Genomic DNA, 23,995 nt, shown 5'->3' with positions numbered 1-23,995 from the left:
CTCCGTCATTGCAGTGGGCTCAAGGTCTCGGGCTAATTCCGAAACTATCCGCGAAAGTGTTGAATTTTCTCTTCACAGTTGCCCGGCAGTTTGCTGCCGTGTCCCTCAACCGTAGGAATTACCTCCTTCCGAAGTCAACAGCAACGGCCTAGAAACTAAACATAAGTTTCTGATAGTTTCTAGGAAATACCATGCAACCCGAGGAGACGCCCGTGAGCAGCGGAGCAGCTAACCCACAAGCAGTTCAGCGCCCCGCCGGGCACACCGTCGTCGAACGCCTGATCAAGGAAATGACGCTGGAGGAGAAGCTGGCGCAACTGGTGGGCGTATGGGTGAACGCTTCGGTCGAAGGCGATTCCGTAGCGCCTTTGCAGAGCCAGCTGGTCGGGGACGGCCGTTCCTGGAACGAGGTCATCGCGGACGGTCTGGGACAGATCACCCGGATGTATGGCACCACTCCCCTCGAGCCTGAGGCAGGCGCCCGATCCCTCGCCGCGGCGCAGCGCGGGATTATGGCCGCCTCACGGTTCGGCATCCCCGCGCAGGTCCACGAGGAATGCCTGGCCGGCCTGGCCGCCTGGAAGGCCACCGCGTTCCCCGTGCCACTGGCCTGGGGCGCTGCCTTCAACCCGCCGCTGGTGCGCGAAATGGCCGTCCGGATCGGCGCCGGCATGCGTGGACTGGGCATCCACCAGGGCCTGGCGCCGGTCCTCGACGTGGTGCGTGACCTCCGCTGGGGACGCGTCGAGGAGACCATCGGCGAGGACCCTTACCTGGTGGGCACTGTAGCCACCGCCTACGTGCAGGGACTGGAGGAAGCCGGGATCGTATCCACCCTCAAGCACTTTGTGGGCTACTCCGCTTCCCGCGCCGGCCGCAACCACGCCCCCGTTTCCATGGGCCCGCGCGAATTGGCTGACGTGATGCTGCCACCGTTCGAAATGGCCATCAGGCACGGCGGCGCGCGTTCGGTAATGCACGCCTACACCGACGTCGACGGCGTTCCCGCGGCCGCCAATCCCGCCCTGCTGACCGGTTTACTCCGCTCCACGTGGGAGTTCGAGGGCACCGTGGTGGCCGATTACTTCGGCGTCTCCTTCCTGCAGCTCATGCACGGGGTTGCGGAGGACCGCGGGCACGCCGCAGCCCTGGCATTGGAGGCGGGGGTCGACGTCGAACTTCCCACCGTGAACTGCTTTGGTGGGCCGCTGCTCACCCGGGTCCGGGAGGGCAAGGTGCCGGAAGAACTGATCGACCGCGCGCTGCGGCGGGTGCTGGCGCAGAAGTTCGACGTCGGCCTTCTGGACAATGATTTTGATCCCGTTCCGCCGTTCCTCCGCAGCGGTGGAGACATTGAACTGGACCCGGCGGAGAACCGGGTGCTGGCGCGGGAGCTGGCGGCGCAGTCGCTGGTGCTGCTGAGCAATCGGGATGGTGGTGCCGGGCCGTTGTTGCCGCTTTCCGCCGCCCCCACCCGGCTGGGCGTGGTCGGGCCGCTGTCCTCCGATCCGTTCGCGATGCTCGGCTGCTATTCCTTCGACGCGCACGTGGGGGCCTCACATCCCGAGACTCCCCTGGGCATTTCCATTCCTACCGTTGCCAGTGCGGCCGCCGAGCGATTCGATGGCGTACTCAGCGCGGCCACCGGCACGTGCGAGGCCTCCACCAAGGAAGAAATTGAGCAGGCCTGCGCAATTGCCCGGTCGGTGGAAACCTGCGTGATCGTGGTGGGTGACAACGCCGGGCTGTTTGGCCGCGGCACCTCCGGTGAAGGCAACGACGCCACTGACCTGGCGCTGCCCGGCGACCAGCACCGGCTTCTGGACCGGGTACTGAGCGCCGCTTCGGACGCCGGAACGCGGACCGTCGTGGTTGTGTTGAGTGGGCGTCCCTACGCACTGGGTGATTTCGTTTCCCGGGCAGATGCGATCGTGCAGGGTTTCTTCCCGGGCGAGGAAGGCGCCGGGGCGCTGTGGGATCTGCTGCAGGGGACGTCCAACTTCTCCGGCAAGCTCCCGGTATCCCTGCCGCGGACTTCCGGCGGCCAGCCCGGAACGTACCTGCAAAGCAAGCTCGCGGGGAAAACCGAGGTCAGTGCACTGGATCCGTCAGCACTGTTCGGGTTTGGCTACGGACTGTCCTATTCGTCGTTTTCATTGAGCGGCCATGCCTGCAGCGCTTCCTCAATGTCCACGTCCGGAACTGCGGTTGTCTCCTGCACAGTGACGAACACCGGAGGCCGCGACGGCGCCGAAGTGGTGCAGCTGTACCTGTCGGACCCGGTGGCCGAGGTGGTACGTCCGGTGCAGGAGCTGATCGGCTTCGCCCGGGTAGAGCTCGCCGCCGGCGCTTCGGCCACGGTCGAGTTCACTGTGCATGCGGACCGCACATCGTTCACCGGAGTGGACCTGGAGCGCATCGTGGCCCCAGGGCTGGTCCGGCTGAGCGTCGGCACATCCAGCAGCCAGGCATCGTTTACCCATGAGGTGGTGCTGGACGGGCCCCGTCGGGTCGTGGGCTTTGAACGTCAGATGCTGACCCCGGCCGTCATCACCCACATGGCGGCAGCACCGGCGCCGTAAGGGTACTTGACTGCCGCCGCTACCGGACCGCCTGGACCTGGTTGACGGTGATTCGGTCCAGCCACTCGCCAAGCATGGAAGTGACCAGTTCGGGCTGATCCAGGTGTGCGTTGTGACCTGCGCCGTCCAGGACAGAGATCGTGGCACGCGGATAGTCTTCAAGGAGCTTGAAGGCATCCCGGTAGCCCACCACGTGATCCTGACGCCCCGTGATAATGACCGTCGGACCGTCAAATTCCCCGGTTTCCGGACGCCGGGCCAGTGAATAACGAGCCGCAATTCGAGCCACGGCACGGGGGTCGAAAGCCTTGAGTCCGGGAAGGGCGTAGTCCCGGAACAGCTCCCAGTTCTGCTGCGATTCAACGACCGCCATCTCCGTGTATCCGGTGGCATCATCTGCGCTCAGGTTCTCCGTAACAGCCGGCTCCCTGCGCAGCACCGTCCGCGGGGGCACATCACGCTCAGAGTGCTCCGAGACGATGACGGGGCAAAGGAGTGCCAGTCCCAATACCTGCTCGCCGAACTCGTTGGCGATGCGGCGGGCGATCAGTCCACCGAAAGAATTGCCCAGCACGGCAAATGGTCGGTCACCGAAGGCGCTGCGGGCGAAGGCGGCAACCTTGGCGGCCACAGCCTCGGCACCATCAATGTCAGGTCCCGCAGGAGTTTGACCCATCCCGGGAAGGTCCACGTAAACACGCTGCCATCCGGACCGCCCGGTGAACATCGGCTCCAGGCTCAGCAAGAACCTGTGGTCCATGCAGAATCCGTGGATCATGAGCAGCGGTGTGCCCTCGCCATGCGTGACTGAATGCATGCCCTGACGGTACCAGCAGTCCCGGAGGGTGATCAGCCAGGTGCTGCCGTTCGGCGCCCCGGCCCGGCCATCGGCGACGGCGGCAATACCGCAGGAGGTGCCCGCTACCGCTCCGGCGGCAGGCCGGCGTCGTCCATTATTGCCCCCTGGCCGTCCGGCACCCAGCGCAGCAGGTCTCCCGGCTGGCATTCCAGGACCTCACACAGCGACTCAAGGGTGGTAAAGCGGACGGCCTTGGCGCGGCCGTTCTTGAGCACCGCGAGGTTGGCGGGCGTGATCCCGATGCGCTCCGCGAGCACGCCGACGGGCATCTTCCGCTTGGCCAGCAGCACGTCGATGTCCACGATGATGGGCACTCAGATCACCTCGCCGAGCTCGTTGCGCAGGTGCTGCGCCTCGGCGTCTACGGCCACCGCCTGGGCCAGCAGCGTCCGGAGGACCAGCACCAGCAGCGCCACCCCGGCGATCATCAGGGACGCGCCGCAGATCAGTCCCACGATCCCGGGCGCCACGTCCCCCGGCGCGAGCATCACGGCCAGCGCGAACACCAGGACCGATGCCACCGCGACTGCGCCGAAGATAATGTCCACGTAACGGAATGCGGCATGGGAGAACACGGTGCCCCGCCGCACCACGGTGAGCAGCCGCCACACACAGACAGCGCTGACCTGTACCGTCATGATGCCCAGGACCACGATCAGGAGAAACGGGATCCGGACCTGCGTTGGCACGCCGGCCTCTTCCATGTCGATGGATACCAGCGGGACCATCCACACCTGCACAAACAACGAGCCGGCCAATACCAACGCGAGCACGATGCGCAACGCGAGGATGGTGAGCTTTCCCATGAGGTCTCCTTCAAGTATCGATTAACAATTAGATTCTATTGATAATCGAGAGACATGGGCAAGCAGGCCCCAACCGGGCAGAACCATGGAAGGGTCTACCCGGTTGGGTGGCGTTACCGTACCCGGCGACCCCGGCTTAGCTGAGGTAACCGTTGGGGTTCAGCACATACTTGGTGGCCGCACCGGCGTCGAACGCTGCATATCCCTGAGGCGCCTCCTCCAGAGTGATTGCTTTGGCGTTGACGTTCCTGGCGATGTGCACGCGGTCGTTCAGGATGGCCATCATCAGTTGCCTGTTGTACTTCATCACCGGACACTGTCCCGTGGTGAAGCTCAACGACTTGGCCCAGCCGGTGCCGAGGCTAAGACTGAGGGCACCCTTCTTCGCGGCCTCATCAATGCCACCGGGATCACCCGTGACGTACAGCCCCGGAATGCCCAAAGCACCGCCGGCCGCCGTGATGTCCATTAGCGAATTCAGCACCGTGGCCGGCGCCTCCTCCGAGCCCTGGCCATGACCCCTCGCTTCGAAACCCACTGCGTCCACCCCGCAATCCACCTCGGGAACACCCAGGATCTGCTCGATCTGCTCGGCCGGACCTCCCTTGGTCAGGTCCACGGTCTCGCAGCCGAAGGCGCGGGCTGCTTCCAGCCGATCGGCATTCAGGTCACCCACAATCACGACGGCGGCACCCAGCAGGTGCGCGCTGGTTGCCGCTGCGAGTCCAACAGGCCCGGCACCGGCCACGTAAACGGTCGATCCGACGCCGACACCGGCCGAAACTGCCCCGTGGAAGCCGGTGGGGAAGATGTCCGAGAGCATGGCCAGGTCCAGGATCTTCTCCATCGCCCTGTCCTTGTCCGGGAATTTCAGCAGGTTCCAGTCCGCGTACGGCACCAGGACGTAGTTGGCCTGGCCGCCCACCCAGCCGCCCATGTCCACGTAACCGTAAGCACTGCCGGGCCGGTCCGGATTCACGTTCAGGCAAATGCCTGTCTTGCGCTCCTTGCAGTTGCGGCACCGCCCGCAGGCGATATTGAAGGGAACCGAACACAGGTCCCCCACCTTGATGAATTCGACGTCGGACCCCACCTCAACCACCTCGCCGGTGATTTCGTGGCCCAGCACCAGGTCCGCCGGGGCGGTGGTGCGGCCGCGGACCATGTGCTGGTCGGAGCCGCAGATGTTGGTGGCCACGGTCTTGATGATTGCGCCGTGCTGAACCTTCCGGCCAATGTTCGCCGGATTTACGCCGGGGCCGTCTTTCAATTCAAAAGTGGGGTAGTCGATGTCGATCAGTTCAACCTTGCCAGGCTCCTTGTAGGCGACTGCCTTATTCCCTGCCATCTGTCTCTCCTTCTTGTCCTGCCGGCCCACGACACTGAGGACCGGATGAAGCATGAAGCAATTTCTGACGCACCCTCCAAGGGCAGGTACTGTCCTGCTGGCTAAGCTTCGGGCAGCTTTCCTGGAGTTGGGGGTTCGGCCAGTCTAGGCAGGGACGGGCGGCAGGTCTACGGGGTGCGGAACGGGGCGGGTCACCCGGGCGGCGGTGCAGTCGATTCCCGGACCACCAAATGGGTGGCCAGCTCAACCCGGCGGGAGTCCAGCAGTTCGCCGCGCATCTGGCGCAGGATGAAGCGCAGCGCCGCGCGGCCCATCTCCTGCAGTGGCTGGGCGACGGACGTCAGGGCCGGCACCGATTCCTCGGCCTGGTACGTGCCGTCAAATCCGACCAGACTCATCTCCTCCGGTACGCGCACATTCTGCCGCCGGGCCTCGGCGAGCGCACCCAGGGCCACGGTGTCGTTCGCAGCGAAGACAGCGGTAGGACGCCGGTCAAGCTGCAGGAGTTTTCGCATGCCCTGGACACCGGCGCCGGACCTGAAGCTGCCCTGGAGGATGTAGCGATCATCGACGGGGACGTTCATGGCCCGCAAGGCGGCGAGGTAACCATGCAGGCGGGCCTGGTTGCACTCGGCACCATCGGGCCCGCCAAGGTAGGCAATCCTGCGGTGGCCAAGATCCAGGAGGTGGGATGCTGCGTCCTTGCCGCCGGCCCAGTTGGTGGCTCCGATGCTGACGACGTTTCCAGTGGGGGGATTGAGCGGATCAATAACCACGGTGGGAACTCCCCTGCGATGGAAAGCCTCCAATTGGTCTTCATTGAAAGCGGAGGTCACTACGATCATGCCGCAGCGGCCTTCATCCACTATGCGGCGTGCGCGCTGCTCGGGCGTCAGGCGGGAGGAACCCTGCCGGCTGGTGACGTTCAACAGCACTTCGATGTCAGCTGTTCCGGCCGACTCCAGGATGCCGTTGAGAACCTCGATGGAGTAGGCCGAATCCAGGGAATCGAAGACCACCTCGACCGCTTGGCGGCCGGCAAGGTTCCTGCGCTGCTGGATAGGGGACTTGTAGCCGGTGCGTGCCAGGACGGCCATCACCCTGGAGCGGGTATCCGCGGCCACGTCGTCACGGCCATTGATGACCTTCGAAACCGTGGGCACGGAAACGCCGGCCTCTTGGGCGATCGCTGCCAGGGTCAGTTTTCCCTGCTGCTCCACGGTGGTCATTCCCGGCTCCTTGATTTCGAAACATTTCGCTCCGTTAGTCTGGCACTCCCTGACCTTTGCCGTCAATGCACCACTCTATTTTTCCAGAAAAAGCCTTGACGCCCCTCAGTGATGTCCGCTACCTTTATTCCACTCAACCGAAAGCATTATCGAAACATTTCGAAAGCTTTTTGGCGAATCACACTCATTGGCGGTGCTGCCTCTCCTTGAGGCTGGACTTCTGAACTCATACCGGGCGCTCAGTGACGACCCCGAAGGATGGACGGAACCCATATGTTCAATCGAAAGTTGCGCTCAACGGCCCTGACCGCTGCGGCTGCCGCGCTAACACTCTCCCTGGCCGCCTGCGGATCCAGCGGCCCCGCAAGCGGCGGAGCCGATTCGCCCACCATGTGGGCCCTGACCGGCGGAAACCAAGCCAACACGCAGGCATCCGTTGATGCCTGGAACAAGGCGAATCCCGATCAGTCCATCAAACTGGATTTCTTCGCCAACGATGCCTATAAGACCAAGGTGCGTACCGCCGTCGGCGCCGGCGAAGGCCCCACCTTCATCTACGGATGGGGCGGCGGCGTCCTGGAATCCTACGTTGATGCCGGGCAGATTGAGGACCTGACAGATTTCATCGCAGAAAACCCTGAGGTGAAAGACCGATACCTGCCCTCCATCAGTAAGAACGGCGAGGTGGACGGCAAGGTTTACGCACTGCCCAACAACAACGTCCAGCCGATTGTGCTGTATTACAACAAGGAGCTCTTCGAGAAAGTCGGAGCCGAACCGCCCAAGACCTGGGACGAGCTGATGGCGCTGGTACCGAAGTTCAAGGACATCGGCGTCGCTCCGTTCTCCCTGGGCGGGCAGTCAAAGTGGCCTGACCTGATGTGGCTCGAATATCTGGTGGACCGCATCGGCGGACCCGAAGTGTTCAACAACATCGCGGCCAACAAACCGGACGCATGGTCAGACCCCGCCGTGGTCGAGTCCCTGACCAAGATCCAGGAACTGGTGAACGCCGGAGGTTTCATCAACGGCTTCTCCTCGATCGCAGCAGACTCAAATGCGGACCAGGCCCTGCTCTACACCGGCAAGGCAGCCATGGTCCTGCACGGCGGGTGGGCCTACCAGGGCATGAAGAAGGACGCCCCGGACTTCACCCAGGGCGGCAAGCTGGGCTTCACGACGTTCCCCACCGTTGAAGGCGGCAAGGGTGATCCCACCAACATCGTGGGCAACCCCTCCAACTTCTGGTCCGTCTCCTCCAAGGCCACGGACACCCAGAAGCAAGCGGCCCTCGAATACATCAAGAACGGCATGTTTACCGACGCCGACACCCAGGCCCTGATCGACTCAGGAGCAGTACCGGTCATCAACGGAATCGAAAGAAAGCTGGAAGCGTCACCGGACAAAGACTTCCTGACCTTCGTTTACGACCTGGCCAAGGATGCGCCCAACTTCCAGCTCTCCTGGGACCAGGCACTGACCCCGGCCCAAAGTGATGCCATGCTCTCCAACCTGGACCAGATCTTCCTGAACAAGATCACCCCGGAGCAGTTCGTCACCACAATGAACGCGACGATCGGAAAGTAACCGTGTCAGTCTCCACCGGATCCTCCCGACGGACCCTGGAAAGGGGTCCGTCGGGGTGGCTGGCCGCCCCAGCCCTCATCTTCTTCCTTCTCTTTGCGATCCTCCCGCTTTTCGGTGTGTTGTTCCTCAGCTTCACGAGGTGGAACGGGCTGGGCGAAATAACGATTGATGGCCTCTCCAGCTGGACCACCGTCCTGACCGATCCCATCACCGGGAACGCCCTGCTGGTGACGGCGAAGATCATGTTCTTCTCCTTCATCGTCCAGGCACCCATCAGCCTGCTGCTGGGTGTCTTCACCGCCGCCGGGCAGAAGTACCGCGCAGCACTCGCCGTCCTGTACTTCGTGCCGCTCCTGCTTTCCTCGGCCGCCGTTGCCATCGCCTTCAAGGCACTGCTGGACCCCAACTTCGGAATGGGCCCCGGCCTGGGGCTGCCGTTCCTCACGCAGGACTGGCTGGGCAATTCGGACCTGGTGCTGTTCGTCGTCGTCTTCGTCATCGCCTGGCAGTTTGTGCCGTTCCACACCCTGATCTACCAGGGCGGCGTCCGGCAGATCCCCACCTCGCTGTTTGAGGCCGCACAGATCGACGGCGCAGGGCGCATCCAGCAGTTCTTCAGCATCACGCTGCCCCAGCTGAAGTACACCATCATCACCTCCTCCACCCTGATGGTGGTGGGCTCCCTGGCCTACTTCGACCTCATCTTCGTCCTGACCGCCGGCGGTCCAGGCTATGCCACCCGCCTGCTGCCCCTGCACATGTACCTGACCGGATTCAAGGCCAACGACATGGGGGCAGCCAGTGCCCTGGGCGTCATTCTTGTGGTGATCGGCCTGGTCCTGGCCCTGCTCCTGCAGCGTCTGGGCGGAAAAGACCGCAACGACAGCCAATTGGAAGGTGCCTGATGGCTACCGAGATTCAGCTTCCTACGCCTCCTGCCGCCGTCGAACACCCGACCGGAAAGGCCGGACGGCGCACCGGACCACGCCTGACACCCCGCAGCGCCAGGCAGCGCCCCAACTTCCTGGGCGGCCTGGGCGGCTGGGCGTGGCTGGCCGTCATCATCATCCCCGTCTACTACGTGGTGATCACCAGCCTGAAGAACCAGGCAGGATTCTTCACCTCGAACCCGATGATGCCGCCCACCGAGCCAACGCTGGACAACTACAAACTGGTCCTGGAGAACGATTTCGCCACCTACTTCAGCAACAGCCTCATCGTGACTGTGGGCAGCGTTATCCCGGGACTATTGGTGGCATTTATGGCCGCCTACGCGATCGTTCGCGGTAAGGGCAGGTTCCTGAGCTGGACCAATAATCTGTTCCTGCTGGGGCTGGCCATTCCGCTGCACGCCACCATCATCCCGATCTACTGGATGATTACCAGGGCCCACCTGTATGACACCCTGCTGGCGCTGATCCTGCCGTCCATTGCGTTCGCCATCCCGATCTCGGTACTCATCCTGTCCAACTTCCTGCGGGACGTACCCAACGAACTGTTCGAATCCATGCGGCTGGACGGCTGCTCGGACTGGGCCATGATGTGGCGGCTCGCCCTGCCCATGACCAAGCCTGCCGTCATTACCGTCGGCATCTACAACGCGCTGCACGTCTGGAACGGCTTCCTTTTCCCGCTCATCCTGACGCAAAGCCCCGCTACCCGGGTGCTCCCCCTGTCGCTCTGGACCTTCCAGGGCGAATTCAGCGTCAACATCCCCGCTGTGCTCGCCTCGGTGGTTCTCGCCACACTGCCGCTGCTGGTGATCTACGTTGTAGCCAGGCGACAGTTGCTCAGCGGGCTGACCGCCGGTTTCAGCAAGTAACTTAGGAAAGGAAAGCAATGACTCCCGCACAGCCAGTGCAGCCCCTGCGCGTCGGCATGGTGGGCTACGCCTTCATGGGCGCGGCCCACTCCCATGCCTGGCGGACGGCCCCCCGGTTCTTCGACCTCCCCTTGCAACCCGAGCTCACCGCCGTCGGCGGCAGGGACGCCGACGGCGTGCAGGCCGCCGCCCGCAAGCTTGGCTGGGCCTCTACCGAGACGGACTGGCGGCGGCTGATCGAGCGGGACGACATCGACCTGATCGATATCTGCACGCCCGGTGACACCCACGCCGAGATCGCCATCGCAGCCCTGGAAGCCGGAAAGCACGTCCTGTGTGAGAAGCCGCTGGCCAACTCGGTGGAAGAAGCGGAACGCATGACGGCGGTCGCTGGAGCCGCAGCCCAGCGCGGAGTGTTTGCCATGTGCGGATTCAGCTACCGCCGCACCCCGGCATTGGCGCTGGCCAAACGCCTGGTCCGGGAGGGCAAGCTGGGAACAATCCGCCACGTCCGGGCCCAATATCTCCAGGACTGGCTCAGCGACGAAAATGCGCCCATGACCTGGCGCCTGGACAGGTCCAAGTCCGGATCGGGCTCCCTCGGCGACATCGGCGCACACAGCATCGACGCTGCCCAGTGGATCACGGGCCAGAAGATCACCGGCGTTTCAGCCCTGCTGGAAACCTTCGTCAAGGAACGGCCGCTGGCCGGTGACCGGGTAGGTCTGGGTGGTCACGGCGACCTCAGCGATGCAACACCGCGTGGTGCCGTGACCGTTGACGACGCCGCAATTTTCAGTGCCCGCTTCGAAGGTGGTCCCATCGGCGTCTTCGAAGCCACCCGCTATGCTTTGGGCCGCAAGAATGCCATGCGGCTGGAAATCAACGGCACCAAGGGATCACTGGCCTTCGATTTTGAGGACATGAATGTCCTTTCCATTTACGACGCCGAGGACTCACCTGACGCCGGGTTCCGGCGGGTTTTCGTCACCGAACCTGAGCATCCATACGTGGGGAACTGGTGGCCCACCGGCCACGGCCTCGGCTATGAGCATGGCTTCACCCATCAGGTGGTGGACCTGGTGAACGCCCTTGCGGAGAACCGGCAGCCGGAGCCCTCGTTCGCTGACGCCCTGCAGGTACAGCGGGTGCTGGCCGCCGTCGAATCCAGCGCCGCCGATTCCAGCCGCTGGCAGGTGGTCTGACATGGCCCGGCCCATCACGCTGTTCACCGGACAGTGGGCAGATCTGCCGTTCGAAGAAGTTGCCCGACTTGCCGGAGAGTGGGGATTCGACGGCCTCGAAATCGCCTGCTGGGGCGACCATCTGGATCCCCGCCGGGCCGCTGAAGCCGACGAATATGTCAAAGGCCGGATGGAGATCCTGGAAAAGCACAACCTCCAGGTCTTTGCCATCGCCAACCACCTCACCGGCCAGGCTGTGTGCGATGACCCCATCGACGAACGCCACCAGGGCATCCTGTCCCCCGAGGTATGGGGCGACGGCGACCCGGAGGGAGTGCGCGGCCGCGCCGCCGAGGTCATGAAGGACACGGCCAGGGCTGCCGCGCGGCTGGGCGTCACAACCGTCACGGGGTTCACCGGCTCCTCGATCTGGAAGGCCGTGGCAATGTTCCCGCCGGCCTCCCCCGCCATGATCGAACGCGGCTACCAGGACTTCGCGGACCGCTGGAACCCCATCATGGACACCTTCGACGAGGAAGGCGTTCGCTTTGCGCTGGAAGTCCACCCTTCGGAGATCGCCTACGACTACTGGACCACCAAGCGGACATTGGAAGCGATGGGTCACCGGGAAAGCTTCGGCCTGAACTTCGATCCCTCCCATTTCATCTGGCAGGACCTGGACCCGGTGATGTTCCTCCAGGACTTCGCGTCAAAAATCTTCCATGTCCACGTCAAGGAATCAGTCAGGCAATTGGACGGGCGCAACGGCAGGCTCGGCTCACATCTTCCGTGGGCGGATCCACGCCGCGGTTGGGACTTTGTCACTGCAGGGCACGGCGACGTGAAGTGGGAGCCCATTTTCCGCACCCTCAATGCGATCGGCTATTCGGGGCCCACCAGCGTGGAATGGGAAGACGCCGGCATGGACCGGATGGTTGGCGCTCCCCAGGCCCTGGCCATGGTCCGGGAACTCGCGGCCATCGCCCCGCCTGCCGCCGCATTTGATGCAGCATTTTCAAGCCACTGAAATAAAGGAAAACCATGACAGAGAACAAGACAGCGCTCGTGGTCCGCGGCGGATGGGACGGACATCAGCCGGTGGAAGCCACTGACTCGTTCATCCCGTTCCTCAAGAACAGCGGGTACGACGTCCGGGTGGAGGAATCCCCCAAGATCTACGCCGACGCCGGATACATGGCCGACGTGGACCTCATTATGCAATGCATGACCATGTCAACCATCGAAAAGGACGAATTCGAGGGGCTCCGCACCGCCGTCGAACATGGCACGGGGCTGGCCGGGTGGCACGGCGGGATCGCGGATTCCTACCGGAACACTGCCGATTATCTCCACCTGATCGGCGGGCAGTTTGCCTGCCACCCCGGCAAGCACCCGGACGAGCGCACCGGCGGCCAGCCGGATAACTACGTTCCCTACACAGTCAACATGCTTGCCGCCGCTGAGAAGCACCCCATCACGCAGGGCATCGGTGGCTTCGATCTGGTCACCGAGCAGTACTGGGTGCTGGCTGACGACTACATCGATGTGCTGGCCACTACTACCCAAAAAGTCCGTGAATGGGACCCTTGGAACCGTGAAGTTACCTCGCCGGCCATCTGGACCCGGCAGTGGGGCAAGGGCCGGATCTTCGTTTCGACGCCAGGCCATAACATGGACGTGCTCGGGGACAGCAACGTCCGCACCATCATCGAAAGGGGCCTGCTGTGGGCAAGCCGTTGAAAGTCGGAATCGTCGGATGCGGCGCCATTATCGCCCAGTACCTGGCCAACTTCCGGCGTCTGGACGCTTTGGAGCTGGTGGCCGTGGCGGACCTGGATCCGGCGCGCGCGCAGGCTGTTGCGGATGACTACGACGGCGTCCGTGCACTGGGCGTTGACGAACTCCTCGCCGATCCCGAGGTGGAGCTGGTCCTGAACCTGACCATCCCCGCCGCGCATGCGGAAGTGGCGCTCAAAGCAATCGCCGCGGGCAAGAGCGTCTACGGGGAAAAACCGCTGGCGGCCACCACATCTGAAGCGCGCGAGGTGCTTTCCGCGGCGGCCGCTGCGGGCGTGCAAGTCGGCTGCGCTCCGGACACGGTTCTTGGCACGGGCATCCAGACCGCGCGCAAGGCCATCGACGACGGTCTGATCGGGTCGCCGATCTCCGCCACCGCCACCATGGTTACGCCCGGGCACGAACGCTGGCACCCGAACCCTGACTTCTATTACCAGCCCGGCGGCGGTCCGTTGCTGGACATGGGCCCCTACTATGTGAGCGCCCTGGTCACCCTGCTGGGCCCGGTAGTCTCGGTCACCGGAATGGCCAGCCACACCCGCAGCGAGCGCACCATCGGGTCCGGGCCGCGCCAGGGAGAGGTCATCCCGGTGCAGTTCGACTCCCACGTAACCGGGATCCTGGCCCATGCCGACGGCGCCCTGTCCACGCTGGTGATGAGCTTCGACGCCGTCAACACTAAAGCCTCCAACATTGAAATCCACGGCGAGCTCGGTTCGCTGGTTGTCCCGGATCCGAACCGCTTCGATGGCTCTGTTGAGCTGTTTGCCCTCGGCGCCGACGACTGGGAAACCCTGCCGGTCTCTGCCGGCTACGTGGATTCGGGCCGGGGCTTCGGCATAGCGGACCTCGCGGCAACCCCTGCGGGCTCCGAGCCGCGCTCAGGCGGCGAGCTCGCGTTCCACGTGCTGGACGTGATGGAGTCGGTGCTGGAGTCGGCCCGTACCGGAACAGTACTGCCAATCCGGAGCACGGCCGCTAGACCGGAACCAGTGCGGCTCACACAGGCACCGGAGATTGCCCTGGCTGAGGCTTAGCGGTTCGGGTGCCGGCCAGGCCGGCAACCGACATCACCTGGCGCGCCAGCATCACCTGGGGAGCCTATAGTGTGTCATCAGGTGCATCGCGGCGGAACAGGTTGTAACGGAGCGTGTAAACCTGGGCTGCGGCGAGCACCAGCGCTATGAGGATACACACCGCCAGCGGCAGCGGCGTTGCATAGGCGAGAATGAAGGCGAGTGAGGCGGCGAAGACAGCCACAGCCACGCCTATGAGCAGGCGCAGCCCCAGGGGCAGCAGTCTGGGCCTCCGGCCCCGCGAGCCGCTCCTGTCCCGGTACTTGTCCCCCGTCATAGCACCGCCCCTGTCATTTCTCCCGTGCCGGGCCCCGGAGAAATCGGCCGATACCGCAACAGAATATTTTCTGACTGCGGGAAGGGCCGGACGTCCAGGAGCTGCAGACTTGCCGGCCTGAGGAACAACGGCTGGCCCGCGGCGAGCGCGATAGGACTGACGGTGAGGTGAAGCTCATCCACCAGCCCCTGGGAAAGCAGCGCACTCCACATGGTGCGGCTGGCGAAAATGACGATCTCGCCGTCGCCGTTCTGTTTTTCCTGGCTCACCCACTGCGATACGTCAGCGCGCCCGATGACCGTGGTGGTGGCCGCCCATGGGTGGTCCGGCGGCACTTCCAACGAGTCAGAGACCACCACTTTGGGGATGCGGTTGAAGACCCGGCTGAGTTCCCGGTTATCCGGAGTCAGCTCGGGGTTGCCCGGATCCGCGGGAGCATCCGCGATAGATGGCCAGTAGCTGCCGAATCCCTCATACGATGTCCGGCCCAGCAGCACCGTCCCGGCGGCCGTGATGCGCTCCAGGTTATAGGCGTCGAAGGTGTGGTCCATATTCAGGACCACAGGATTGCCACCCTCATCCGCATAGAAACCGTCAACCGAGACGATGTTGTTCACCACCACGTTTCGCATGCTCCGAGGTTACCGACGGTGGACCTCCGGGTACAGGGCAGTTGCCCGGCCTCATCTGACGGGGCATACTGCACGGATGCCTACCTTGCCCTCTCCGACTTCGTCCCCGCAGGTTGGCGACGTCATCAACGACCCTATCCGCGTCCAGTTCGAGGCCTTCATCGGCCAGCACCGCAGCATGCTGAACAGCTGCCTGGATGGGCTGACCGAGGAGCAGGCCCGCCGATCACTGGTGCCATCCCGGACCACCCTGCTGGGCCTGGTCAAGCACGCGGTGTTTGTGGAGAAGGTGTGGTTCGACGAAGCGATCACCGGCCGGACGCGGGCTGAAATCGGGATCCCTGCGTCACCGGATGAATCGTTCATTCTTGACGACGGCGACACCATCGCCGGCGTTCAACAGGCCCACCGGGAAGCCTGCTCGGCTTCCTTCGCTGCCGCGTCCTCGCTGGGGCTGGACGATCCGGTCCACGGCAACCGTCGCGGGCCGCTCCCGCTGCGCTGGGTGTATCTTCACGTCCTGCGGGAGTTGGCGCAGCACTGCGGCCACGCCGACATCCTGCGCGAACAGATCCTGGCCGCTGACGCCGCCCAGCGTCCTGCCTGAACTCCCGGGCGCCCCGCGGGCCCCCTGGACACGAGCCGCCGGACAGTTCATCCGCCGTCCATCCGCCGGACCGGTGCTGATCACCGTCGAAGGAAAGACTCGCAGGGTTAGTTTCACCGATAGTGCGCTGCACAGCCTGGAGGCATCCCCATGACCACTTCCGTTTCCCGTCGAGGCTTTTTGGGTGGCACCGCCGCCACAGGCCTAGGTTTTGCCTTCGCCGGTGCCGGCGCACTTGACGCCTTTGTCCGCCCCGCCTCCGCCGCAACTCCCACAGCCACCGGTTACGGTCCCTTGGTTTCAGACCCCAACGGCCTCCTCGCCCTGCCCGAAGGCTTCTCCTACACGTTGATTGCCCGTTCCGGGCAGACCCCCACCGAAGACGGAATGCACCCCAGCGACCCGGACGGCATGGGCGTGTTCGACGGCGGCAACGGCACCTCGATCCTGGTGACCAACCACGAAAACAGTGGCAGCGAGCCTTTCAAGGTTCCCGCCATCGCGGGCCTCACGTACGATCCGGGCGCCATCGGCGGAACCTCAACAATTGTCGTGGACAAGGCCGGCAACCGCCTGCGTCAGTACACCTCACTCGCCGGAACGGACAACAACTGCGCCGGCGGCATCACCCCGTGGGGCACCTGGCTTACCTGCGAGGAGACCGAACGCCGCGCCGGCCAGGGCCGCAACACCTTGGACCACGGCTACGTGTTCGAAGTTGACCCGGTGAGCCGCGAAGCCAACATCGGCAAAAGCGCCGTGCCCCTGAAGTACATGGGTCGCTACTCCCACGAGGCAGTGGCCGTGGACCCCGCCACCAACGCCGTGTACCTCACCGAAGACGCCGGCAACCCCAACGGCCTGTACCTGCGCTGGACTCCGCCGCAGGGCTTTGTGGCCGGCAAGGGCAAGCTGCGCGAGCTGGCCCTGTCCGCCGGTGGTGACACCGCCGGTCAGTTGCAGGCCATGACCTGCTTCCGCGGCAGCCAGCACATCGCCGACCTTTCCGAAGCCACCGAGGTGGGAACCCGCCTGAAGGTCCAGTGGATTGACGTTCCGGACCGCGATGCCCGTGAAGTTTCCGTCCGCAAGCAGTTCACCAACGACCAGGTGACCCGCGGCCGCAAGCTCGAAGGCCAGTGGTGGGCCGACGGCGGCGTGTTCTTCGTGAGCAGCTTTGCCCGCCTCACCGACGGCAGCGTCAACGAGCACGACGGCCAGGTGTGGTTCTACGATCCCGCCACCGAAAGCATCACGCTTAAGACCATCTTCGGCGTCAACCCGGATCCGTCCGTTGACACCAACAACTTTGACGGTCCTGACAACATCACGGTCTCAACCCACGGCGGCCTGATCCTGGCTGAAGACGGCAGCGGCATCAGCCACCTGGTGGGCGTCACCTCCCAGGGCAAGGCCTACCCGCTGGCCCGTAACGAATACAACAACAGCGAATTCTGCGGCCCGGCCTTCAGCGCCGACGGCAGCACGTTGTTCGTGAACATCCAGTCCCCCGGCTTCACGCTGGCCATCACCGGTCCCTGGGGCCGGCCAAGCAACGCCGCGATCTAGCGGCCGGGCGGGAGCTGGCCGGTCAGGTGCTTGCCGGCGTCGTGAACTTCTTTTCGACGTCGGCAAGCAGCGGCCGGCAATTGAGGCAGACCAGGAACAGCACCGGCCCGGCAATGAAGAGGATCAGTGCCGCGCTGGTGACCGTCAGCAGGAACGCCGTGACGAACAAGATGCCGGCGTTCCCCAGCGACACGCGCTTGTGCCCGCCCAGGCAGTACAGCGATAGCCGGTAGATGTCCCGGGTCCTGAAGGTGAACCGGGACAGCAGCAGCATGGCGGTCACCCCGGCGGTCGCCGCCAGGAGTCCCAGCCCTAGCAAACCCACCCGGGCCGCTGATTGGGAGGGGTTCGCCGGGTCGAGCGTGCCGGGCAGGAGCAGGAGATTGACGGCGATAAGAGCCAGGGCCAAAAGGTACGGCAGCCACACGGCGAGCGCCTGCCGGAAGTTGGCCCGGTAGCCGCGGAGGAAGTCCCGGAACACACCGGTGTCCTCCCCGGCGAGCAGCCTGTTGAAGGCGTAGGCCGCGGCCACCAGCGACGGTCCCACGGGCACCAGGGCCAGCAACACCAACCACGGTTGCATCAGGACGGGCGCCAGGACCAGCAGGATGTTGGCGAGCACCAGCAGCAGGTCCGCTACCATCACGCCGTAGACAACGCCTGCCACCTTGAACAGCGGCCCGGAGCCGTAGTCCGCTTTCTTCTGCCCGACCTCAGCCACTGACTGTCCTTCCCTGCCCGCGGGACGCGAGTGCCGCCGTCGTTAGAGTGCCCTGCTATTTTTTGCCTGCGGTTTCCTGATACGCCTTGTAAGCCTTGTTGGCCAACTCTACGTACTTGGCCCGTCCCTTGCCGTCGAGTTCGGTGAGGTAGGCGTCAAACTCGCTGACGGGCCGCTGGCCGGTGATGAACTTCAAGGTGTTCTGCTTGACGTGGTCCTTGAGCGGGGTCAGCACCAAGGTGGCCTGCTCGCGGTCCACGTCGCTGAACGGTGCGGGCGGGGCGACCGGCCGCGGTTCCTTGCTCTGCATGGCCTTCTGGAATGCCAGCTCCTCCTCGTTGAAGGTGGACTGCAGGAGTTCGGTGGTGCCACCGTAGGCAAAGTTGCCGCCGCTAAAACCGAATTCTGTGCGGAGGTCCTTGGTGCCGGCGGGGTTCAGGCCCTGGAAGTTGATGTCCTTGGCCAGGACGCGTTTGCCGCCCTCCCGGGTGAAGGTAGTTCCCTCCACACCCCACTTGCTGAACTCCTGGCCGGCGTCGCTGTAGAAAAGCCAGTCGATGAACTGGATGAGCGCCACGAAGGTGTCCTTGTCCTTCACCGAGGAATTGAGCATGATGCCGTTCTCCAGGCGCGAGCCGCCGATGATATTGCCTGCCGGACCACCTGGCACCACAATCTTGCCGATCGTGAAGTTCCCCTTGCCCAGGGACTGTTCCATCGAGGTGCGGTAGGTGATGACGTTCTGCGAGTTTCCGCTGATGACAAATGACGCCCCGGAGGTGAACTTCTGGATGGCGGAATCGTCCGTCTGCGTGAAGCTTTCCGGATCCATCAGGCCCTCGGACACCAGCGAATTGAAGTACTCCACGAGTTCCTTGAACTGCCCGGTCCCGGCACCGAAGGTGAACTCCTTTTTGGACTGGTCGAAGTTCAGGCCGTCCACCAGGCCCCAGCCGGCAACGGTGCCAAACGCGGTGCCGGCGATGTTCAGGACGCTGTCACCCTTGAACCGGTCCGAAAAAGGCACGACGTCGGGATAAGCCTTTTTGAGCGTCCGCAGCACTTCGCGGAACTCATCCCAGGTCTTGGGCTCGGCAATGTTCTCCTTCTCCAGGATGTCCTTGCGGAACACCAGCGAGTAGTCAGGCCACAATTCCTCATGCAGCCCGGGCAGCACGTAGAACTTGCCGTCCTCCTGGCGCAGCCCTTCAATCTCCGGCTCCAGTTTCCACTTCTTGACCTTGTCCTGGAAGTGCGGCATCAGGTCCACGTAGTCGCTCACCGGAAGGATGGCGCCGGCGGAAACATAGGCGGCTTCCTGGCCCGGGTAGGTCTTTGCGATGATTTCCGGGGCGTTGCCGGAACTGATGAGCAGGCTGCGCTTCTGCTCGTAGTCGCTGGCGGGGACCACAGTGGTTTCCAGCGTGATGTTGTTCTCGCTTGCCAGCTTGGTGAAGAACAGCCAGTCCTTCTTATAGGGGTATGTGGGCTGGTCGCTGAACAGGAAGGTGAACGTCAACGGCGCCGTCGCCTTGAATGTGTCCCCCAGCCCAAAGCTTTCCATCGCACCGTTGCGTGACTTGGAGGTGTCCACCGTGACCTCGGACTCTGAGTCACAGCTGGTGGCCATCAGCCCGATGGCCAGGACGGAGGCAAGGCCGAGAAAATCTCGTCTGCGGAGCTCTCGTTGAGGGATCATTGCGTTTCCTTTCATAAGGGTTATTCCTTGACGGAGCCGAGCATGATGCCCGAAAAGAAGTACTTCTGGACGAACGGGTAGATGCAAAGAATGGGGAGCACGGTCAGAACGATGGTGACCGACTGGATGTTGGCGGCGATCTGGCCCACGTTCTCCGCCGTGCCGCCGGCCGAGCCTGCTGTGGTGACCCCGGCGATCATGTTGCGCAGGTAGATGGTGACCGGAAACAGGTCCGGCCGGTCCAGGTAGAGGAAGGCCTGGAACCATGAGTTCCAGTTGGCCACCGCGTAAAATAGCACCATTGTGGCCACGATCGCCTTGCTCAGCGGCAGGATCACCTTGAACAGCACGCCGTACTGGGTGAGCCCGTCGATGGCGGCGGCTTCTTCCAGTTCCCGCGGCATGTTTTCAAAGAAGGACTTCATGATCAGCAGGTTGAAGACGCTGATGGCGTTGGGCAGCACCACGGCCCAAATGGAGTCCCGCATGCCCAGCGAGCTGATCAGCACGTAGTTGGGGATCAGGCCGCCGTTGAAGAACATGGTGAACACCGCGAGGCCAATAAACAGGCCCCGGCCCTTGAGGTCTTTCTTGGCGATGGCGTAAGCGAAGGACGTAGTGAGGACCATCGAAATAGCCGTGGCCACCACCGTGTAGAGCACCGTGTTGCCGTAGTTGTTCCAGAACGTGGAGTCCGCCAGGATCAGCTTGTACGTTTCCACGTTGAAGCCGCGCGGAAACAGGTTCACTTGGCCGGAGTTGATAAAACCCTCGCTGGAGAACGACTGGGCAATGATGTTCAGGAACGGGTAGAGGGTCAGGAACACCACCACCAGCAGGAACACCAAGTTGAACGCCCGGAACACGCGCATCCCCCTGGAGACTTTCATGTCCTTGAGGAGGACACCCTGGCCGAGCGAAGGCGTTGTAGTTCTCACTTCTTTGGTCTCTGTTTTGGTCAAAGTTTCGGTCACTGTTTTCTTCACCACAGGCTCGTTCCTGCGAGGCGCTTGGAGATCGCGTTCGCGGAGAGGATCAGCGTGAGGCCGATGACGGATTCGAACATTCCGATCGCTGCGGCGTAGCTGAAGTTGCTGGATTCCAGGCCCACCCGGTAGAGGTAGGTGGAAATGACGTCGGAGGTTTCGTAGTTCAGCGGGTTATAGATGAGCAGGATCTTTTCGAAGCCCACGGCCATGAACGTGCCGATGTTCAGGATGAGCAGGGTGATGATGGTGGGCCTGATGGCGGGCAGCGTGACGTGCCAGGTCTGCTGCCAGCGGTTGGCGCCGTCGATCCGGGACGCCTCGTACAGCGATTCGTCCACGCGGGTGAGGGCGGCCAGGTAGAGGATGGCGCCCCAGCCCATGGTCTGCCACACCTCGGAGCTGATGTACATGGGCCGGAACCAGGAGGCGTCCTGGGTGAAGTTCACCGTGGTGCCGAACAGTGCGTTGCCGATCTGGTTCACCGTGCCGGTCATGGAGAAGTTCTGCAGGATCATGCCGGCGATGATCACCACGGACATAAAGTGCGGCAGGTACGCCACGGTCTGGACCAGCTTCTTGAACTTCTGCGAGCGCAGTTCGTTCAGCATCAGCGCGAAGATGATGGGCATGGGGAAGCAGAACAGCAGCGTCAGCATGCCCAGGATGATGGTGTTCTGAAAGGCCTGCCAGAAGCTGGGATCGTTGATGAACAGGGTGATGTATTTAAGCCCCACCCACTTCTCGCCGAAGATGCTGCCGCCAGGCTGGAACTGCCGGAACGCGATCACGTTGCCGGCCATCGGCAGGTACCGGAACACTGCGAAATACAGCAGCGGCAGCAGGACCAGCGTGTAGAGCCGCCAGTCCCGCTTGATGGCGAGCTTCCAGCTGCCTGGCTTGTTCCGGATTTTCTGTGGCTTGCCCGGCGGGGCGGGAATGGCCGCCTCGGGCGGAACTTCGAGTCGTAGTGCCATGACGTTCCTGCCTATCTGATGGATTCGGGGGTGATCTGCCTGATGACCAGGACGTCGTACGGGGCGAGCTCAACCACGCCGCCAACGTGGCGGCCGCTGAGCAGGTCGGGACCGCCGTCGAGCACGTCCACGCTTGCGGGTGCGTCGTTGTGGTTCAGGACCAGCAGGTAACTTCCGCCGGGACCAGTACGACGGCGGACCTGGACTCCGTGCGGCGCGTCCAGTTCCGGATGGATGCCGGCAGCCGTGGTTTCTTCGCGCAGCAGCTGTTTCAGAAAGCCGTCCTCCACCCGGGCGGACAGGTAGACGGCACTCCCCTGCCCGAAGGTGTTTCGGGTGACCGCCGGCATCCCGGTTAGGCGGCCGGAAGCGTAACTGGCCAGCACCTCCGCCCCCTCGCTGTGGAGATGCTCGGTCCAGTAACTGGCGGAGGAGGTGCCGCCGTCGGGCGTTGAAAGCTTCACGGCCTCGCCCTCCCCGGCGAGCGGATGCATTTCCTCGCTCCAGGCACCCAACATGTTGCGCAGCGCCCCGGGATAACCGCCCAGCCGGATGGTGTTGGATTCGTCCACGATTCCGGAGAGGTAGGAGACCACCAGGCGCCCGCCGGCCGCTACAAAGTCTTCGATCCGTGCGGCCGCCTGGTCCGTGAGGAGGTACGCAGCGGGCAGGATGAGCAGGCTGTACCCGCTGAGGTCCTGTTTGCTGTCCACGAAGTCCACCGTGATGTTGGCGTCGAAAAGCGGCCGGTAGAGGCGGAGTACTTCCTGGGCGTAGTTGAGGTCCGAGCGCGGCGAGTTGCCCAGTTCCAGGGCCCACCAGCAGTCCCAGTCGAACATTACTGCCACCTTGGCGCTGGCCCGGGTGCCGGTGATCCCGCCCAGCTGCTTGAGTTCATGGCCCAGTTGGGTGACCTCCCTAAAGATGCGGGTATTAGGGCCGGCGTGGCCCACCATGGCCGAGTGGTAGCGTTCCGTGCCGCCCTTGGCCTGGCGCCACTGGAAGAAAAGAATGGCGTCAGCACCTTGGGCAATGGCCTGGTAGGAACCCAGCCGCATTTTGCCCGGGAGCTTGGCGACGTTCACTGACCACTGGCTCACCGCGCCTGTGGCTTGCTCCATCACCATCCAGGGCTGCCCGCCGCGCAGGGAGCGCATCAGGTCGAAGTTCAGCGCGGCTGCAACGTGGGCGTCGTCCTCGCGGGGATCGGGGTAGATGTCCAGGGCGGCGGCATCCTCTTCCGCTGCCCAGGCCCAGTAGTCGTTGTTCTTATAGAAGCGCATGAAATTAGTGACGACGGGCAGCTCGGGGGTATGCCGGCGCAGGACGTCGCGGACCGCTTTGTAGTGCTCCAGCATGCTGTCCGACGTAAAGCGGTGGAAATCCAGCCGGCGCGAGGGGTTGGACCAGCTCCGCGGCTGCGCAGGGACGCCCACCTGGCTCCAGTCCGAATAGACCTGACCCCACACGTCCGTGCTCCAGGCGTGGTTCAGCTGGTCCAGGCTTTGATACCTGGTCCGCAGCCAGCTGCGGAATTCCTTGTCCGCCCACGGCCCATACGAGGCCGGGCCGTATTCGTTGCCTACGTGCCACATGCGCAATGCCGGGTGTTGGGCATAGTGCCTGCCCATCTCCTCGGCCAGATCCAGGGCCTTCTGCCGGTAGACCGGGTGCGAGACGTCGAAGTGCTGGCGGGAGCCGAAGCCGAAGGTGGTCCCGTCAGCCAGTTCCGGGTGGATGTCCGGGTGCTGCTGGACGAGCCAGGCCGGCGGTACGGCGTCCGGGGTGGCCAGGTCCACACCGATGCTGTGCCGGTGCATCAGGTCCATGACGTCATCCAGCCAACCAAAGTCGTAGACACCGTTCGCAGTTTCCAGGCGGCTCCATGAAAAGACGGCCAGGGTGACCAGGTTGACTCCGGCCTCCTGCATCAGCCGTGCGTCCTCAAGCCAGACCTCGCGGGGCCACTGCTCCGGGTTGTAGTCCCCGCCGTAGGCAATCCCGCCCAGCCGCTGGTGCAGCGTGCTAAGCCGTTGCCCGGCGTCCGGCCGGGCCGTCTTTTCGGCCCCCTTCATTGAGAGAGCTGCGGCGGTGTCCGCCGCAGGCGCATCCGGCCTGCTGGTCATCTTTGTCCTTTGGTCGACGCCTTCGTCGCACGTTCCCCACGTGCGATCTGGATCACACTGAGAAACTATCGTAAAGTTTACGCAAGCACAAGGCGTCAGAAATGCTGACCG

22 protein-coding genes are annotated in these 23,995 nt (G+C 63.6%); 10 read left to right on the top strand and 12 right to left on the bottom strand.

Annotation, left to right across the window (positions count from 1 at the left end; translation table 11 throughout):
* Positions 1 to 212: 212 nt before the first annotated feature.
* A complete protein-coding gene (locus ACWA13_RS05315) occupies positions 213 to 2,582 on the top strand; it encodes a glycoside hydrolase family 3 N-terminal domain-containing protein (protein WP_463937110.1) in 2,370 nt (789 codons plus the stop codon).
* Between the two features lie 19 nt (positions 2,583 to 2,601).
* Here ACWA13_RS05315 and ACWA13_RS05310 read toward each other — a convergent pair whose 3' ends face one another.
* From ACWA13_RS05310 to ACWA13_RS05290, 5 genes are all read right to left on the bottom strand, one after another.
* Positions 2,602 to 3,399, bottom strand: a complete 798-nt coding sequence (locus ACWA13_RS05310) for an alpha/beta fold hydrolase (RefSeq protein ID WP_463937109.1) — start codon at positions 3,397 to 3,399, stop codon at positions 2,602 to 2,604.
* 104 nt (positions 3,400 to 3,503) lie between these two features.
* A complete protein-coding gene (locus tag ACWA13_RS05305) occupies positions 3,504 to 3,755 on the bottom strand; it encodes a helix-turn-helix domain-containing protein (protein WP_463937108.1) in 252 nt (83 codons plus the stop codon).
* Positions 3,756 to 4,247: a DUF2975 domain-containing protein gene (locus ACWA13_RS05300; protein WP_463937107.1), complete on the bottom strand. Its 492-nt coding sequence runs from the start codon at positions 4,245 to 4,247 to the stop codon at positions 3,756 to 3,758.
* Positions 4,248 to 4,383: 136 nt separating this feature from the next.
* Positions 4,384 to 5,595 carry a formaldehyde dehydrogenase, glutathione-independent gene (fdhA, locus tag ACWA13_RS05295; protein ID WP_463937106.1) on the bottom strand — a complete coding sequence of 404 codons (1,212 nt, stop codon included), beginning with the start codon at positions 5,593 to 5,595 and terminating at the stop codon, positions 4,384 to 4,386.
* 191 nt (positions 5,596 to 5,786) lie between these two features.
* A complete protein-coding gene (locus ACWA13_RS05290; RefSeq protein ID WP_463937105.1) occupies positions 5,787 to 6,824 on the bottom strand; it encodes a LacI family DNA-binding transcriptional regulator in 1,038 nt (345 codons plus the stop codon).
* A 273-nt stretch (positions 6,825 to 7,097) separates the two neighbouring features.
* On the opposite strand from ACWA13_RS05290, the gene ACWA13_RS05285 reads away from it, so the two are divergent.
* The 7 genes from ACWA13_RS05285 to ACWA13_RS05255 are packed head-to-tail and all read left to right on the top strand — an operon-like array spanning position 7,098 to position 14,251.
* Positions 7,098 to 8,411 (top strand): extracellular solute-binding protein, encoded by a 1,314-nt coding sequence (locus ACWA13_RS05285; protein ID WP_463937104.1) that lies wholly within the window; start codon positions 7,098 to 7,100, stop codon positions 8,409 to 8,411.
* A 2-nt stretch (positions 8,412 to 8,413) separates the two neighbouring features.
* Entirely contained in the window at positions 8,414 to 9,316 is a 903-nt protein-coding gene (locus ACWA13_RS05280) for a carbohydrate ABC transporter permease (protein WP_463937103.1), read from the top strand.
* Positions 9,316 to 10,233, top strand: coding sequence for a carbohydrate ABC transporter permease (locus ACWA13_RS05275; RefSeq protein ID WP_463937102.1), 918 nt, complete (start codon positions 9,316 to 9,318; stop codon positions 10,231 to 10,233). Before ACWA13_RS05280 ends, ACWA13_RS05275 begins: the two co-directional genes overlap by 1 nt.
* A gap of 17 nt (positions 10,234 to 10,250) precedes the next feature.
* The gene (locus ACWA13_RS05270; protein WP_463937101.1) at positions 10,251 to 11,438 is read left to right on the top strand and encodes a Gfo/Idh/MocA family protein; all 1,188 of its coding nucleotides are present in this window, start codon (positions 10,251 to 10,253) and stop codon (positions 11,436 to 11,438) included.
* 1 nt (position 11,439) lies between these two features.
* Positions 11,440 to 12,444: a sugar phosphate isomerase/epimerase family protein gene (locus ACWA13_RS05265; RefSeq protein WP_463937100.1), complete on the top strand. Its 1,005-nt coding sequence runs from the start codon at positions 11,440 to 11,442 to the stop codon at positions 12,442 to 12,444.
* Between the two features lie 14 nt (positions 12,445 to 12,458).
* Entirely contained in the window at positions 12,459 to 13,157 is a 699-nt protein-coding gene (locus ACWA13_RS05260) for a ThuA domain-containing protein (RefSeq protein ID WP_463937099.1), read from the top strand.
* Positions 13,142 to 14,251 carry a Gfo/Idh/MocA family protein gene (locus ACWA13_RS05255; RefSeq protein WP_463937098.1) on the top strand — a complete coding sequence of 370 codons (1,110 nt, stop codon included), beginning with the start codon at positions 13,142 to 13,144 and terminating at the stop codon, positions 14,249 to 14,251. Before ACWA13_RS05260 ends, ACWA13_RS05255 begins: the two co-directional genes overlap by 16 nt.
* A gap of 64 nt (positions 14,252 to 14,315) precedes the next feature.
* Here ACWA13_RS05255 and ACWA13_RS05250 read toward each other — a convergent pair whose 3' ends face one another.
* Positions 14,316 to 14,567: a hypothetical protein gene (locus ACWA13_RS05250; protein WP_463937097.1), complete on the bottom strand. Its 252-nt coding sequence runs from the start codon at positions 14,565 to 14,567 to the stop codon at positions 14,316 to 14,318.
* On the bottom strand, positions 14,564 to 15,199 hold the full coding sequence (locus ACWA13_RS05245) for a dihydrofolate reductase family protein (RefSeq protein WP_463937096.1): 636 nt from the start codon (positions 15,197 to 15,199) through the stop codon (positions 14,564 to 14,566). The genes ACWA13_RS05250 and ACWA13_RS05245 overlap by 4 nt, the downstream gene beginning before the upstream one ends.
* A 76-nt stretch (positions 15,200 to 15,275) precedes the next feature.
* On the opposite strand from ACWA13_RS05245, the gene ACWA13_RS05240 reads away from it, so the two are divergent.
* A complete protein-coding gene (locus tag ACWA13_RS05240) occupies positions 15,276 to 15,806 on the top strand; it encodes a DinB family protein (RefSeq protein WP_463937095.1) in 531 nt (176 codons plus the stop codon).
* Positions 15,807 to 15,956: 150 nt separating this feature from the next.
* Positions 15,957 to 17,375, top strand: coding sequence for an alkaline phosphatase PhoX (locus tag ACWA13_RS05235; protein ID WP_463937094.1), 1,419 nt, complete (start codon positions 15,957 to 15,959; stop codon positions 17,373 to 17,375).
* A gap of 22 nt (positions 17,376 to 17,397) precedes the next feature.
* Here ACWA13_RS05235 and ACWA13_RS05230 read toward each other — a convergent pair whose 3' ends face one another.
* The 5 genes from ACWA13_RS05230 to ACWA13_RS05210 form a co-directional block, all read right to left on the bottom strand.
* Positions 17,398 to 18,096 carry a DUF624 domain-containing protein gene (locus tag ACWA13_RS05230; RefSeq protein WP_463937093.1) on the bottom strand — a complete coding sequence of 233 codons (699 nt, stop codon included), beginning with the start codon at positions 18,094 to 18,096 and terminating at the stop codon, positions 17,398 to 17,400.
* Positions 18,097 to 18,151: 55 nt separating this feature from the next.
* Entirely contained in the window at positions 18,152 to 19,810 is a 1,659-nt protein-coding gene (locus ACWA13_RS05225) for an ABC transporter substrate-binding protein (RefSeq protein WP_463937092.1), read from the bottom strand.
* A 5-nt stretch (positions 19,811 to 19,815) separates the two neighbouring features.
* Positions 19,816 to 20,685, bottom strand: coding sequence for a carbohydrate ABC transporter permease (locus tag ACWA13_RS05220; RefSeq protein WP_463937840.1), 870 nt, complete (start codon positions 20,683 to 20,685; stop codon positions 19,816 to 19,818).
* Between the two features lie 92 nt (positions 20,686 to 20,777).
* Positions 20,778 to 21,758 carry an ABC transporter permease gene (locus ACWA13_RS05215; protein ID WP_463937091.1) on the bottom strand — a complete coding sequence of 327 codons (981 nt, stop codon included), beginning with the start codon at positions 21,756 to 21,758 and terminating at the stop codon, positions 20,778 to 20,780.
* A gap of 11 nt (positions 21,759 to 21,769) precedes the next feature.
* Complete coding sequence (locus ACWA13_RS05210; RefSeq protein WP_463937090.1) at positions 21,770 to 23,884, bottom strand: beta-galactosidase; 2,115 nt, start codon at positions 23,882 to 23,884, stop codon at positions 21,770 to 21,772.
* Between the last annotated feature and the right edge of the window lie 111 nt (positions 23,885 to 23,995).

It is taken from the genome of Pseudarthrobacter sp. TRD_SC_9 (genome assembly GCF_055361265.1).
The sequence above is the reverse complement of the archived record's forward strand: the minus strand, read 5'-3'. Positions and strand labels throughout refer to the sequence as shown.

Bases quoted from the DNA above. Each gene is read 5' to 3' on its own strand.
- ACWA13_RS05225 (WP_463937092.1), bottom strand. From the start codon at position 19,810: ATGAAAGGAAACGCAATGATCCCTCAACGAGAGCTCCGCAGACGAGAT.
- ACWA13_RS05300 (WP_463937107.1), bottom strand. From the start codon at position 4,247: ATGGGAAAGCTCACCATCCTCGCGTTGCGCATCGTGCTCGCGTTGGTA.
- ACWA13_RS05210 (WP_463937090.1), bottom strand. From the start codon at position 23,884: ATGACCAGCAGGCCGGATGCGCCTGCGGCGGACACCGCCGCAGCTCTC.
- ACWA13_RS05290 (WP_463937105.1), bottom strand. From the start codon at position 6,824: ATGACCACCGTGGAGCAGCAGGGAAAACTGACCCTGGCAGCGATCGCC.
- ACWA13_RS05285 (WP_463937104.1), top strand. From the start codon at position 7,098: ATGTTCAATCGAAAGTTGCGCTCAACGGCCCTGACCGCTGCGGCTGCC.
- ACWA13_RS05275 (WP_463937102.1), top strand. From the start codon at position 9,316: ATGGCTACCGAGATTCAGCTTCCTACGCCTCCTGCCGCCGTCGAACAC.
- ACWA13_RS05265 (WP_463937100.1), top strand. From the start codon at position 11,440: ATGGCCCGGCCCATCACGCTGTTCACCGGACAGTGGGCAGATCTGCCG.
- ACWA13_RS05270 (WP_463937101.1), top strand. From the start codon at position 10,251: ATGACTCCCGCACAGCCAGTGCAGCCCCTGCGCGTCGGCATGGTGGGC.
- ACWA13_RS05240 (WP_463937095.1), top strand. From the start codon at position 15,276: ATGCCTACCTTGCCCTCTCCGACTTCGTCCCCGCAGGTTGGCGACGTC.
- ACWA13_RS05310 (WP_463937109.1), bottom strand. From the start codon at position 3,399: ATGCATTCAGTCACGCATGGCGAGGGCACACCGCTGCTCATGATCCAC.
- ACWA13_RS05250 (WP_463937097.1), bottom strand. From the start codon at position 14,567: ATGACGGGGGACAAGTACCGGGACAGGAGCGGCTCGCGGGGCCGGAGG.
- fdhA (WP_463937106.1), bottom strand. From the start codon at position 5,595: ATGGCAGGGAATAAGGCAGTCGCCTACAAGGAGCCTGGCAAGGTTGAA.
- ACWA13_RS05235 (WP_463937094.1), top strand. From the start codon at position 15,957: ATGACCACTTCCGTTTCCCGTCGAGGCTTTTTGGGTGGCACCGCCGCC.
- ACWA13_RS05220 (WP_463937840.1), bottom strand. From the start codon at position 20,685: ATGAAAGTCTCCAGGGGGATGCGCGTGTTCCGGGCGTTCAACTTGGTG.
- ACWA13_RS05260 (WP_463937099.1), top strand. From the start codon at position 12,459: ATGACAGAGAACAAGACAGCGCTCGTGGTCCGCGGCGGATGGGACGGA.
- ACWA13_RS05245 (WP_463937096.1), bottom strand. From the start codon at position 15,199: ATGCGAAACGTGGTGGTGAACAACATCGTCTCGGTTGACGGTTTCTAT.
- ACWA13_RS05215 (WP_463937091.1), bottom strand. From the start codon at position 21,758: ATGGCACTACGACTCGAAGTTCCGCCCGAGGCGGCCATTCCCGCCCCG.